This window comes from Yinghuangia soli (assembly GCF_021502675.1).
GTDB classification, from domain to species: domain Bacteria; phylum Actinomycetota; class Actinomycetes; order Streptomycetales; family Streptomycetaceae; genus Yinghuangia; species Yinghuangia soli.
Window position 1 is genome coordinate 125,496 of the sequence record NZ_JAKFHA010000002.1, and the last position, 13,790, is coordinate 139,285.

Sequence of the window (13,790 nt, forward strand, 5' to 3'; positions counted from 1 at the left end):
TCACCTTTCGTGCCGTTTTACGAGCTTGTTCTTACCTGGTCAGCCGGTGACGACGATCTGGGTCTTGCCGGTGGCTGCCGTCCAGGTGATGTAGCCGCGCTCGAAGTCGGCACGCCGTCCGCCCGGGATGCCGTACTCCCCGCGCGTCGGGTAGCCGAGCGGACCGGAGTTCCAACCTTGCGAGGCCCAGGCCTGGCCGATGCCGCCGTAGATCTCGACGGCGCCGGTGGTGGCAGTCCAGAAGATCGAGCCGCGCTCGAAGACGACGTAGCGCCCCCGCTTATCGCCAGTGACCATCTCGTCGGTCAGCGGGAACCCGAGACCTGCGGGCCCGCCGAGCTCAAGCCAACGCGCCTTGATACCGCCGTGCAGCTCGTGCGGACCGGACGCGGCGGACCAGTAGATCGAGCCGCGCTCGAAGTGGCTGACCCGCCCGTTGCCGATCGCCTGCTCCCCGGTGGTCGGGTAGCCGAGGAACCCGCGCTCGCCGCCCAGCTCCCACCACTTGTTGAGAATGCCGCCGTGGATCTCCTGGGCGCCGGTCTTCGGCGTCCAGTAGAAGCGGACCTTCTCGAACACCTGGTAGCGGCCGATGCCGTCAGGTGCCGCGAGTTCGGGAGTCGTGGCGGCTCCGTACCACTGCGGACCGGCAGACCAGGCGGTGCTGATGGGGCCGGTGATGATCTGCACGCCTGCCGACGGGCTCCAGGTGATGATGCCCTTCTCGAACGTCTGCTTCCGGCCCTTGCCGTCGCCGAGGTCGGATTCCTCGTCGACCGGGAATCCGAGTGCCGTCACGCCGCCGGCCTTCTCGTAGGCGATGCCGATTCCGCCGAAGACGACGCGCGCTCCGGTTTGCGGGCTCCAGTAGATGGACCCGGCCGGGATTCTGTCCGCGGAGAAGGTGGCGTACTGACCGCGGCCGTCGGCGGTCGGACGCTGATCGGACTTCGAGTCTCCGAAGCCCGAGTTCAGCCATCGCGTGTGAAGCGGTCCCCAGATGGCGAACTGGGGCCAGTACTCGTAGATTTGCCCGTTCTGGAACTCCTGTCGGGGAGGGATATTCCCGGCGTGTCCCCATGTATGGCTGGTCGGAAGGCCGACCACCGCCTCGCCGCCGAGCGCCTGCCACTTTTTCAAGATCCCAAAGCTGACCCAGAGTGGCTGTCCGTATTGCACGACGGATGTGACCAGGACATTCTCGAACATCTGGATCTGCCCGTAGCCGGGCCGCAGTTCCGCATTGCCGAGCGGACGGCCCAGGGTGCCCTGGTATGTCATGTACTGCTCGAGGAAGGGCGCCATCACCGCGGCGTACTTGCCGGCCACCGGGGTCTCGGTGACGAGGCCGTTCTGGAACGCGATGCTGGCGTAGGGCTGGCCGGGCCGGGTCGTGGGGTATCCCAGCGGCCCCCCGAGACCGCCCAGTTCCTGCCAAACCGCCAGGACCCCGGGGGAGAGCGCGACGGCGCCGCCCTCCGGCGTCGAGTAGATCGTGAACTTCGGGAAGGTGATGTACTGCGCCTTCCCGTCCGGCGTCGTGGTCAGCTCGGACGTCGGCGCGTCGGCCAGCGTCGGAGCAGGCACCTGCGCCCGGAAGGTCTCGGCGATCTTGCCGGTCAGGCTCCGGGTCTTGAAGCTCGGGTCGTTCGGGTTCCAGAAGACGATGCCCTTCTGGAACTGGATGGCCCCGGGCCAGTAGTAGGAGTACCCGTTCGGGTAGCCGAGCGGCCCGGCGATCCCGCCATTCGCCTCCCAGTACCTCCGAAGGTCGGCCTTCACGTCGCGCGCACCCGTGGTGGGCGACCAGTAAATGGCCGAACCGTCAGCGAGTTCGATATAGCGGCCGATCCCGTCCGGCGCGGTCAGCATGCCGCTGGTGACCTTCGGGAAGCTCGAGTACATGCCGCGGAAGAAGCGGTAGCGCTGGTAGAGCGATCCGCACAGCTCGACTTCGTACTCCGAACCGCAGACACTCCACGACCAGTCGTGAGTCGGCTTGCCGGCCGGCGGCTGGGGCGCGTCGAATTGGTACGTGGTCTCCCGCGACGCATGGCCGACCCCGTCGATGGCCCAGACCTTGAGCGTGTTGCGCCCGGCCTTGACACGGATGTGGGCCATGCCTTTGGCATCGACGCTCAGGTCCTGGTAGGACTCGTCGTTCAGCGCGTACCTATAGCGCAGGTCGGCGGGATCGGGTTCGTCCGGGTTCGAGAAGAAGAACGCGCCGAAATCGCCGCCGTAGGAAGCAGGCGGTGTCGAGCTGCCGACCGGCGGGAAGTCCGGCGAACGGACGACGGGGGCCGTCGGCGCCACGCTGTCGACCCGGAACCGGCACCCGACGGCGACTTCCGAGAAGTTGACGCCGTCGGAAACCTGCGCCAGCGCCTCGAAAAGGTGGTTGTGCGGCAGCACGCCGGCGGAGGCGCTGCTGCGCGACCCGTTGGCGACGTCCTTCCAGCCGAGGTCGATGACGGGCGAGCTCGGGTCGGTCAGATCCCGCAGGCGGAAATTGGCATGCAGGGTGGCGTCCTCGGGATCCGGATCCCGGAACGTCGCGGTCAGCTCGATCCCGCCGTTATTGCCGTACGGGTTGTACACCTTGCCGCAGACGCCCGCTTCGGCCACGGTGCTTGTCGGCGTCGGCCACACCGTGAAGTCCTTGGGTACGGACGGGGCGTTTGCGCTTGCCGAGGCCGGAATTTCGTCCGCAGCGGCAGGGGTCGCACTCAGGACACCGGCAGCCAGAGCCAGACCGGTGATACCGGTGACCGCCAGGGATGTGCGGGATCTCGGGTGTGTGCGTCGGCTGCGCACCCCCACGCTTGCCTCCAGAAGTGTTTGTGATCGCGCGTATTCGCGTGGCGGTGCACAGTATCGAGTGGCGCGAAAGAGCGGTTGGACACCCCGCCTTCTTCAGGAGAAGTCGTCTGCGGTTTGGCGGGGTTGTGGAGACTGGCCCTGCATGCGAAGCGGGGGGGGGGGGCGGGGGGGGGGGCGCCCCCGACCACTTTGTTGGGGGGTTTGTGGCGCGGCCCCGGGGGGGCGGGGGGGGGCCCCCCCCGGGGGGCCGCCCCCCCGCTTCACTTTTCGTGCCGGTTTACGAGCTTGTTCTTACCTGGTCAGCCGGTGACGACGATCCGGGTCTGGCCGGTGGCTGCCATCCACGTGATGTAGCCGTGCTCGAAGTCGGCGCGCCGGCCGCCGGGGATGGTGTACTCCCCGCGCGTCGGGTAGCCGAGCTTGCCGGAGTTCCAGCCCTGGGAGGCCCAGGCCTGGCCGATGCCTCCGTAGATCTCGACGGCGCCGGTGGTGGCGGTCCAGAAGATGGAGCCGCGTTCGAAGACGACGTAGCGGCCGCGGCCATCCGAGGTCGCCATTTCGTCGGTGAGCGGGAACCCGAGGCCGTTGGGGCCGCCGAGTTCGAGCCAGCGCTGCTTGATGCCGCCGTGCAGCTCGTGCGGGCCGGTCGCGGCGGACCAGTAGATCGAGCCGCGCTCGAAGTGGCTGACCCGCCCGTTGCCGATCGCCTGCTCATCGGTCGTGGGGTAGCCGAGGAATCCGCGTTCCCCGCCGAGCTCCCACCACTTGTTGAGGATGCCGCCGTGGATCTCGTGGGCGCCGGTCTTCGGCGTCCAGTAGAAGCGGACCTTGTCGAACACCTGGTAGCGGCCGACACCATCAGGCGCGGTGAGTTCCGCGGTCTTGGCGGCGCCGTACCACTGCGGCCCGACGCTCCAGGCCTTGGCGATGTCGTTGCGAATTGCGAGGGCCAGGTAGTCCGCCGGACTCCACGTGATGAAACCCTTTTCGAACGTCTGCTTGCGGCCCTTGCCGTCGCCGATGTCGGACTCTTCGTCGAGCGGGAACCCGAGCGCTTCGACACCGAGCTGCTGGTATGTGTAGCTGATCCCGCCGAACACGACGCGTGCCCCGGTCGCCGGGCTCCAATAGATGTACCCGTACGGCAGTGTCCCGCTGTAGAAGTAGGCGTACTGACCGACCCCGTCGGACGTCGAGGTTTGGTCGTAACCCAGGTCTCCGAGGCCCGAGGTCAACCATCGCTGATAGATGGGCCCCCATGTGGCGGACATCTTGGTGTTGGACCATTCGTAGATGCGCCCGTTTTGGAAGTGCTGCCGCGCGCCGGCCCCCCACACATCTCCGGCCGGAAGGCCGATGACGGCTTCACCGCCGACCGAGAGCCACTTCTCCCAGAACCGTCCCTGCACCGCGAAAGCGCTCTTCGCGGCGTCCGAGTAGGCCAACATGCCCTTCTCGAAGAGCTGGACCTGTCCGTAGCCGTCGCGCGGTTCAGCGGCGCCGACCGGGCGGCCCAGGGTCGAGCTCCAACGCGTGTAGGACTCGAGGAACGGCGTCATGATGGCGACGTACTGGCCTGCGGTTGCGCTCTCGGTGAGGACACCGTTCTTGAACGCGGTGCTCCCGGCCGGCTTGCCGGCCCGGTTGACCGGGTAGCCCAGCGGACCGTCGATGCCGCCCGACGCCTGCCAGGCGTGCAGGACCTCGGGGGACAGCGCGACCGCGCCGCCCTCAGGGGTCGAGATGATCGTGAACTTCGGGAAGGTGATCATCTGCCCCTTGCCGTCCGGCGTCGGGAGCAGGTCGCTCGTCGGCGCGTCGGCAAGTGTCGGAGCAGGGACGACCGACCGGAAGGTGTCGGCGATCGCACCGGTGAGGCTACGGGTCTTGTACGACGCATCGTTCGGGTTCCAGAAGACGATGCCCTTCTGGAACTGGATGACGCCGGGCCAGTAGTACGAGTAGCCGTTCGGGTAACCGAGCGGCCCGGTGATCCCGCCGTTCGCCTCCCAGTACTGCCGGAGGCTTGCCTTCACATCGCGCGCGCCGGTTTTGGGCGACCAGAAAATGGCCGAACCGTCCGCGAGTTCGATGTAGCGGCCGATACCGTCCGACGCGGTCAGGACACCGCTGGTGACCTTCGGGAAGGTCGCGTGCATCCCGCGGAAGAATTCGTAGCGCTGGAGCAGCGGGCCGCACAGCTCGAACTCGTACTTGGAGCTGCAGAAACCCCAGGACCACTCGCCGGTCGGCCGGCCGACCGGCGGTGTGGGCGCGTTGAACACGTACGTGGTGGTCGGCGACACGTTGCGCGCGCCGTCGATGGCCCAGACCTTGAGCGTGTTGCGCCCGGCCTTCGTCAGGATCTGGGCGATGCCTTTGGCATCGACCTGCAGTTCCTGGGAATTGCCCTCATTGAGCGAGTAGTAGTAGCGCAGGTCGCCCGGTTCGGGGTCATTCGGCGTCGAGACGGAGAACGACCCGTAATCGCCGCCGTAGGAGGCGGCCGGTGTCGGGCTGCCCAGCGGCGGGAATTCCGTCGAGCTGACGACCGGCGCCGCGGACGCCACAGCGTCGACGCGGAAGCGGCAGCCCACCGTGATCTCGGACAGGTTCGTGCCGTCCGAGACCTGCGCCGTCGCCTCGAACAGGTGACCGTTGGGCAGCTGGCCGGAGTCGACGGAGAGCGGCGACCCATTGGCGACGGTCTTCCAGCCGAAATCGACGGACTGGGCCGGGTCGGTCAGGTTCTTCAGGCGGAAATTCGCCAGCAGGGTCTTGTCCTCGGGATCGGCATCCCGGAAGACCGCCCAGACGCCGACCATGCCGCGCACCTTGCCGCAGACGCCCTCTTCGGGCAGGTTGCTCGTCGGCGCCGGCGACAGGTTGAAGTCGTGCAGTGTCGGCGCTTTGGTGCTGGTGGACGGCGGAATCTCATCCGCCGCCGCCGGGGTCGCGCTCAAAAGACCAGCAGCGATGGCCAGGCCCGTGAGGCCGGTGACTGCTATCGATGTGCGGGAACCAGGGTGTGTGCGTCGGCTGCGCACCCCCACGCTTGCCTCCAGAAGTGTTTGCGAACACGCGAATTCGCGTGATCGTGAACACTAGCGGTCGGCACAGACGGATTGTTGGTCACCCCTGGGGTTTTTTCGTGAAGAACGTGAAAGAACTCCGGCGGAGTTGTGCAGCGACGGTCGTTCCCGGTCGGGACCCGGCCGTCGCTGCATCTCCGCGCCGAACTGGAGTGTCGCTTTCATGCCCGTTTTGCCGTGTGCATTGTTGCCGTGCGTGTCGTCGTCGTGCGTTTTCCGGGATGGAAATGCCTTACCCGGGAATGCCGGTGCCCTCCGGGGCCGGACCGGTGTCGTCGGCTACGCGCACCGGTCGGGCGGCCCGCCGTGGATCAGCGGGCGGCTCCGGTGGGTTGGTCGCCTTCCGGTTCGTGGTCGCGCTCGGGAGCGCGCCGGTCGCGGGAGCGGCGGCCGTTGCCGTTGCGCGGCGGCTGCAGCGGGACGACCCGCGGGTCGCCGCCGGCCGCGGCGGCGGCCAACTGGGTGGACATGAAAGGCAGTACGCCTTGCGTGAGCAGCGCCTCGCGCCATTCCTCGCGGGCCTGCCGGACGTCGGTGTCCGGGGCCGGGTCGCGCTGGTTGCGGCCCGCGTGGAAGAGCATCGCGAGGCCGGCCAGCATGGCCGCCCCCAGTGCGATGGCCAGCGAGGCGAAGCCGGCCATCCGCATCGGAGCGACGCTCTTGTCGTGGTCGGTGGCCGCCTTGATCACGTAGTAGGCGGCCAGGAATACCGCCGCGGAGATGGCCGCGACGATGATGGTGATCGAGGTCGTCAGGGCGAACACCCCGACGCCTTCGGCCGTTTCGGCGAACGGTGAGGCGGATTGCTCACTGCGGCCGGCGGCCGCATGATCCTCGCTGTCCACCAGGCGCCGGTACTCGTCCGAGGCCTTCGCGGCAATGCCGTCCGCTTGGGCCAAGGTCGCCGTGCGCAGTTGCTCGGCGTTCATTCCGGAGGACGCCGTCAGCGCGTTCGCGGTGTCGTCGAGGTGCAGTGCCTCGTCGACCACCTGCTCGAATTGCCGCCGGTGTTCCTCGCGTAGGAACGGGTGAGGGTGCTGGTCGTTGTGCATCGGAAACCCCCGATTTCGACCGCGCGATTGGGCCCGCGTCTGCCCCCGTTCCGCCGAACCCCCGGGTTCCAGGTGGCGACGCGTCGGAGACCGGTACGACCGGCTCGGGTCGATCGTGCGCCCGCCTCGCTGCCCGGCAGCGGCGGTGCGGATAACCCGATGGTAGAGGGCAGTTGGGGGGATTTGCGCCGGGGAATTCCCTCTTGTCGGGCGGATTTCGGCGGTCAGCCGTAAGCGGGGTCGTCGTCGATGTCGTAGACCATGGCGAGCGTCTCGTCGTCCGCCCCGCTGACCACCGTGCGCCGCTCCTGCAACGGCAGTCGCGCGACCAGGCACGGGCCGCCGAGGTAGATGCCGCCGTCCAGGTTGATGACCTGGCCCTCGGCGTAGACGCGCGGTCCGGAGATCGTCGCCGGGTCCTCGCCGGTCTGGTACGGGATCGGGGTGTGGCCGTGCACGATGTGCCGGCCGCCCAGCTCGCCGAGCAGGTCGGCGGCGGCGTCCGCGCCGGAGTCGCCCATGAACGCGCCGCGCCGGGTCAGGTTGCGGAACAGGTCCCAGCAGGGCAGCGGTTCGGGGTCGCGCAGGAGGTCGGCGACCTCGGCGTCGATGTCCTCGATGGTGCTGCCGTACTCCAGGTACGCGTTGCTGTCCGAGTGGATCAGCAGGTAGCCGTCGACCACCGCGGCGACCGGCTGGGAGGCCAGCCACTGCGCCTGCGCGTGGGTGAACCGGTCGAGGTCCCACTGCAGGCCGCCGTTGCGCAGCCAGATCTCCCGGAAGGTGGTGGCGCCGCCCGCCACCGGGACCGGATGGTCGCCGAAGAAGTACACCCCGAGCAGCAGGATCTCGTGGTTGCCGAGCAGCATGCGGGCACTGCCGCCGACCTCGGCGGCCTCCTCGGCCAGCCGCATCGCCAGCTCCACGACGCCGATGCCGTCCGGGCCGCGGTCGGTGAAGTCGCCCAGGAACCACAGCCGCGCGGCGCCGCCGGTCCAGGCGCCCTCGTCGTCGATGAGGCCCTGGTCGCGCAGGGCCGCCTCGAGGCGGTCGAGGTGGCCGTGCACGTCGCCCACCACGTACAGCGGCGCGTCCTCGACGTCGACCGCGCCGACGGTGCCCGGCGCTCCCGAGGCGATGCTCACGAGACGATTCCTTTCTTCTGCCGCCCCCGTACCGGCCGACGGCCGCCAGTGGGGGGTGACGCCTGTCATGAAGCATGACGCACTGCGGGGCCGAACGGCTGCGGTGGTCGGGGTACGAATCCGGTCCGGTGCGGACGCCGTGCGGCGACCGTATCTTGCGCGGGCGAATCGGGGAACGGTACGGCACAGTGACGTGATCCGTGCCGCGCATCCGGAACAGTGCGCGCGGACCGCGGCGGGACCGGGTAGCACCGCGCGAAAGTGCGTGGGGAACCCGTCCGGCGCGGGCCCGCGGCAGGGTTGCGGCCGGGCGCGCGGCATCCGGCGGACCGCCCGCGCGGTGCCGGGCGGATCGTCGGACAAACCGTCAGGAGCCGCTGCCGCCACGGCGTGTCGAGGCCCGCACGGACAGCCGGATGGGCACCGTGCGCTGCGCCGGGATCCGCGGGCCGGGGCGGGCCGCGTCGTCCTCGATCACCCCGACCAGCAGCTCGACCGCGCTGCTGCCCGCGACGCGCGGCTGCAGGCTCAGCGTGGTCAGGGCCGGCTCGGCGGCCGCCGTGTGCGGGGAGTCTTCGCCGCAGCAGGCGATCAGCAGGTCCTCGGGCACCCGCAGCCCGCGCGACCGGGCTGCGGCCAGCAGTTCGGCGCCGCCGCCCTCGTGCAGCCCGTAGACCGCGTCGGGGCGATCGCCGGGTGCGCGGTCGAGCAGGCGCGCGGCCGCGGCACCGGCCGCACCCGGGGCGCCGACCGGGTACGACTCGACCAGCGGAGCCCGCTCCTGCGCCGCACACCACTCCTGGTACGCCTCGACGCAGCGCCGCGAGTAGGTCCCCTCCTCGGCGGCCAGCAGCGCGATGCGCCGCGCGCCGCCCTCGGCGAGGTGGTCGAGCACGGTCTCCATGGCGAGCGCGTGGTCGATGTCCACCCACCCGTGCACGGTGCTGTCGCCGGGGTGGCCGCCGGTGACCACCGGCACGCCGCGCCGCAGCAGTTCGCGGACCATCGGGTCGTCCTCGGCCGGGTCCACGACGATGGTGCCGTCCAGCGCGACGTTGCTCCACACGTCGTGCCGCGAGGAAGTGGGCAGCACCACCAGGGCGTAGCCGCGGTCCAGCGCGGCGCCGGTGGCGGCCCGGACCAGCTCGGTGAACCAGCCGTACTCGCTGAGCGCGAACGGCTCGGCGGCGTGGTTGGTGGTGGTCAGCCCGATGAGCCCGGAGCGCCCGGTGCGCAGCGTGCGGGCCGCGGCGGACGGGCGGTAGCCCAGCCGGTCGGCGACCTCGCGCACGTGCACGCGGGTGGTGTCCGGGAGGCGCCCCTTGCCGTTGAGCGCATCGGAAACGGTCGTGATGGACACCCCGGCCGCCGCGGCCACGTCGCGAATGCCGACGCGTGCGGGCCGACGCCCGGGGACCCCCTGGTCAACAGTCATCGCCTTCGACAGTAGGGCTGCGGGGGTCGCGGAGTGCCGGGCATGGTCTTCCTTTTGCGAAGAAACCATTCTCCGCATACCTGGTCCTGAAGACGCCCTGAAGATGGGTGAACGATGCCCTATACACCGACTCCGGAGGCACCGGCTCCGGCGGCCGCCCGGGCCCGGGCGGCCCGGCGTCGCCCGGCGGACCGCCCCCTTGCGCGGAAACGTAAGGTGAGCGCGGGGGACGAACCGCAACTTCTGGAGGACGACGGTGACCACGCACGACAACGCCGGCCGCACCGGGCCCCGGCTGCGCGGTGTGCTCGACACCCTGCCCGCCTACAAGCCCGGCAAGCCCGCCGCGGCCGGGTCGGGGGCGCCGTCGTACAAGCTCTCCTCGAACGAGAACCCGTACCCGCCGCTGCCCGGCGTGCTGGAGCAGGTCACCGCCGCCGCGGGCAGCTTCAACCGCTACCCGGACATGGCCTGTTCGGCGCTCACCGCGGAGCTCGCGGAGCGCTTCGGCGTGCCCCAGGAGCACATCGCCACCGGCACCGGCTCGGTCGGCGTCGCGCAGTCGCTGCTGCAGGCCACCGCGGGCCCCGGCGACGAGGTCGTGTACGCGTGGCGGTCCTTCGAGGCGTACCCGATCATCACGCAGATCTCCGGGGCCACCTCGGTGCAGGTGCCGCTGCTGCCGGACGAGAGCCACGACCTGGACGCGATGGCCGCCGCGGTCACCGACCGGACCCGGCTGATCTTCGTGTGCAACCCGAACAACCCCACCGGCACCGCGGTGCGCCGCGACGCGCTGGTCCGGTTCCTGGACCGGGTGCCGTCCGACGTACTGGTGGTCCTGGACGAGGCGTACAAGGAGTTCGTGCGGGACGAGGAGATCCCGGACGGCGTCGAGCTGTACCGGGACCGGCCGAACGTCGCCGTGCTGCGCACCTTCTCCAAGGCGTACGGCCTGGCCGGCCTGCGGGTCGGCTTCGCCATCGCGCACGAGCCGGTGGCCGAGGCGCTGCGCAAGACCGCGGTGCCGTTCGGGGTCAGCCAGCTCGCGCAGGACGCCGCGGTCGCCTCGCTGCGCGCCGAGGACGCCCTGCTCGAGCGTGTCGAGGCGCTGGTCGGCGAGCGCACCCGGGTGGCCGGCGCGCTGACCGCGCAGGGCTGGACGGTGCCCGACACGCAGGCCAACTTCGTGTGGCTGCGGCTGGGTGCGCGGACTCTGGAGTTCGCCGAGGCGTGCGCCGCGGCGGGCGTGACGGTCCGGCCGTTCGCCGGCGAGGGCGTGCGCGTCACGATCGGCGAGAAGGAAGCGAACGACCTGTTCCTGGAGGTCGCCGCGGGCCTGGTCTGAGCCGCGCGGAGGCACCGCCGAAGCACCGCAGCACGACCTCCCGGGGGTCGGTACGCAAGGCCCAAAGGCCGCGTACCGACCCCCGGTGCATTGCCCCGGGAAGCCCTCGCTAGGGTTTGTGAACGGATGCACAAGCGCAACTTTGTGAATGCATGCACAAAGTCGTGCTGCCCTGCCGTGGGTCCGTCCGTACCCGTTCATCCGGGTATCGCACCCGCGGCGTGGCGTGCCTGAGCCCCGGCAAAACGGCGTGCATCGTGATCAAACAGCAGTAAGCACAACAGACCACCATGCATACCGCCCAGAACGACTCTTTCGGAGGAGGTCGTCCGTGGACCTCGCCCTCGATCCGCTCGACATCGCCCGCTGGCAGTTCGGCATCACGACCGTCTACCACTTCCTGTTCGTCCCGCTGACGATCGGCCTGTCCACGCTCGTCGCGTGCCTCCAGACCGCGTGGTACCGGACCGGGAAGGAGCACTACCTCAGGGCCACCAAGTTCTGGGGGAAGCTCTTCCTCATCAACTTCGCGATGGGCCTCGTCACCGGCATCGTGCAGGAGTTCCAGTTCGGCATGAACTGGTCCGACTACTCGCGCTTCGTCGGCGACGTCTTCGGCGCCCCGCTGGCCATCGAGGCGCTGGTCGCGTTCTTCCTGGAGTCGACCTTCCTGGGCCTGTGGATCTTCGGCTGGGAGAAGCTGCCGAAGAAGCTCCACCTCGGGGCCATCTGGGCCGCGGCGATCGGCACCATGCTCTCCGCGTACTTCATCCTCGCCGCCAACTCGTGGATGCAGCACCCGACCGGCTACAAGCTGAACCCCGAGACCGGCCGCGCCGAGCTCACCGACTTCATGGCGGTGCTCACCCAGAACACCGCGGTCAGCGCGTTCGCCCACGTCATCACCGCGGCCTTCCTGACCGCCGGGGCGTTCCTGATCGGCATCAGCTGCTGGCACCTGCGCAAGCGCAACGAGGTCGAGGTCTTCCGGCCCTCGCTGCGGCTCGGCCTGTGGGTCGCGGTCGTCGCCGGGCTGGGCGTCGCCATCACCGGCGACTTCCAGGGCAAGATCATGTACGAGCAGCAGCCCATGAAGATGGCCTCCGCCGAGGCCCTGTGGGAGACCTCGAAGCCGGCGCCGTTCTCGCTCTTCGCGATCGGCGACGTCAACGAGGGCCACAACAAGGTCGCCATCGAGATCCCGGGCGCACTGTCCTTCCTGGCCAAGAGCGACCCCAATGCCGAGCTGCCGGGCATCAACGACATACAGCGCGAGATGCAGGAGAAGTACGGCCCGGGCGACTACCGGCCCAACATCCCGGTGACGTACTGGACGTTCCGCTTCATGATCGGCTTCGGCATGACGTCGTTCGCGGTCGGCGCCATCGGCCTGTGGCTGACCCGCAAGAAGCGCGAGCTGCCCACCAACAAGTGGATCTGGCGGATCGGCCTGTGGACCATCGCCTTCCCGCTGCTGGGCAACTCCTTCGGCTGGATCTTCACCGAGATGGGCCGCCAGCCGTGGGTGGTGTTCGGCGTCCTCAAGACCGAGGCCGCGGTCTCGCCCAGCGTCTCGGCGGGCGAGGTGCTCACCTCGCTCATCGTCTTCACCCTCTTGTACGGCGTGCTCGCGGTCGTCGAGTTCGGGCTGCTGCGCCGCTACGTGATCGCCGGTCCGCCGGAGATCGAGAAGGAGAAGCCGCGCGGTCCCGAGGGCCCCGACGGCCCGGACGGCACCTCCGGCAGCGACGACGACGCCGACCGCCCGCTGGCGTTCGCGTACTGACCGGCCGACACGGAACCGAAGGAACCGAAGGACTTCCGCGATGGAACTCACCACCGTCTGGTTCATCCTGATCGCCGTCTTGTGGATCGGATACTTCTTCCTCGAGGGCTTCGACTTCGGGGTCGGCATCCTCACCAAGGTGCTGGCCCGGAACGAGACCGAACGCCGCGTGCTCATCAACACCATCGGCCCCGTCTGGGACGGCAACGAGGTGTGGCTGCTGACCGCGGGCGGCGCGACTTTCGCGGCGTTCCCGGAGTGGTACGCGACCCTCTTCAGCGGCTTCTACCTGCCGCTGCTGCTCATCCTGGTGGCGCTCATCCTGCGCGGCGTGGCGTTCGAATACCGCGCCAAGCGGAACGACGACGCCTGGAAGCGCAATTGGGAGCAGGCCATCTTCTGGGGCTCGCTGGTCCCGGCCTTCCTGTGGGGCGTGGCGTTCGCGAACATCGTGCGCGGCGTCAAGATCGACTCCCAGAAGGAGTACGTCGGCAACCTGTTCGACCTGCTCAACCCGTACGCGCTGCTCGGCGGCCTGGTCACGCTCGTGCTGTTCACCTTCCACGGCGCGGTGTTCGTCGGCCTCAAGACGGTCGGCGACATCCGGGTGCGGGCCAATGCGCTGGCCTTCAAGCTCGGGCTGGCCACCGCCGTGCTGGCGCTCGTCTTCCTGGTCTGGACGCAGGCCGACACCGGCAACGGCAAGAGCCTCGCCGCGATGATCGTCGCGGTGGCGGCGCTGGTCGCCGCGCTCGGGGCGAACCGGGTGGGCCGCGAGGGATGGGCGTTCGTGCTGTCCGGCGTGACGATCGTCGCGGCGGTCGCGATGCTCTTCCTGACGCTGTTCCCGAATGTCATGCCGTCGAGCATCGACTCCGCGTACAACCTGACCACCACCAACGCGGCGTCGTCGCCGTACACCCTCAAGATCATGACCTGCGTGGCGGTGATCATGACCCCGGTCGTGCTCTGCTACCAGGGCTGGACCTACTGGGTGTTCCGCAAGCGCATCGGCACCAAGAACATCCCGACCACGGTGCCGCACGGCGCCGGCTGACCGACCGGGCGGCCGCCGGGGCTCACGCCGAGCCCTGGCGGCCGCCGGCACT

General features: G+C 69.4%; 8 protein-coding genes. 3 read left to right on the forward strand and 5 right to left on the reverse strand.

Annotated features, from left to right (window positions below):
* Positions 1–39: 39 nt before the first annotated feature.
* The 5 genes from LZ495_RS04730 to LZ495_RS04750 all read right to left on the reverse strand — a co-directional run bounded on the left by LZ495_RS04730 (position 40) and on the right by LZ495_RS04750 (position 9,547).
* Positions 40–2,652 (reverse strand): hypothetical protein, encoded by a 2,613-nt coding sequence (locus LZ495_RS04730; RefSeq protein WP_235050635.1) that lies wholly within the window; start codon positions 2,650–2,652, stop codon positions 40–42.
* Between the two features lie 470 nt (positions 2,653–3,122).
* Positions 3,123–5,786, reverse strand: coding sequence for an LGFP repeat-containing protein (locus tag LZ495_RS04735; protein WP_235050636.1), 2,664 nt, complete (start codon positions 5,784–5,786; stop codon positions 3,123–3,125).
* Between the two features lie 440 nt (positions 5,787–6,226).
* Positions 6,227–6,967, reverse strand: a complete 741-nt coding sequence (locus LZ495_RS04740; protein WP_235050637.1) for a hypothetical protein — start codon at positions 6,965–6,967, stop codon at positions 6,227–6,229.
* A 224-nt stretch (positions 6,968–7,191) separates the two neighbouring features.
* Positions 7,192–8,112 carry a metallophosphoesterase family protein gene (locus LZ495_RS04745; RefSeq protein ID WP_235050638.1) on the reverse strand — a complete coding sequence of 307 codons (921 nt, stop codon included), beginning with the start codon at positions 8,110–8,112 and terminating at the stop codon, positions 7,192–7,194.
* 367 nt (positions 8,113–8,479) lie between these two features.
* Entirely contained in the window at positions 8,480–9,547 is a 1,068-nt protein-coding gene (locus LZ495_RS04750) for a LacI family DNA-binding transcriptional regulator (RefSeq protein WP_235050639.1), read from the reverse strand.
* Between the two features lie 256 nt (positions 9,548–9,803).
* On the opposite strand from LZ495_RS04750, the gene hisC reads away from it, so the two are divergent.
* From hisC to cydB, 3 genes are all read left to right on the forward strand, one after another.
* On the forward strand, positions 9,804–10,895 hold the full coding sequence (hisC, locus tag LZ495_RS04755) for a histidinol-phosphate transaminase (protein WP_235050640.1): 1,092 nt from the start codon (positions 9,804–9,806) through the stop codon (positions 10,893–10,895).
* Between the two features lie 331 nt (positions 10,896–11,226).
* A complete protein-coding gene (locus LZ495_RS04760; protein ID WP_235050641.1) occupies positions 11,227–12,681 on the forward strand; it encodes a cytochrome ubiquinol oxidase subunit I in 1,455 nt (484 codons plus the stop codon).
* Positions 12,682–12,721: 40 nt separating this feature from the next.
* Positions 12,722–13,738 (forward strand): cytochrome d ubiquinol oxidase subunit II, encoded by a 1,017-nt coding sequence (gene cydB / locus LZ495_RS04765; protein WP_235050642.1) that lies wholly within the window; start codon positions 12,722–12,724, stop codon positions 13,736–13,738.
* Positions 13,739–13,790: the final 52 nt, after the last annotated feature.

What these genes read in the sequence shown, in the direction of transcription:
- LZ495_RS04740 (WP_235050637.1), bottom strand. Translation starts at nt 6,967, where the DNA reads ATGCACAACGACCAGCACCCTCACCCGTTCCTACGCGAGGAACACCGG.
- LZ495_RS04750 (WP_235050639.1), bottom strand. Translation starts at nt 9,547, where the DNA reads ATGACTGTTGACCAGGGGGTCCCCGGGCGTCGGCCCGCACGCGTCGGC.
- cydB (WP_235050642.1), top strand. Translation starts at nt 12,722, where the DNA reads ATGGAACTCACCACCGTCTGGTTCATCCTGATCGCCGTCTTGTGGATC.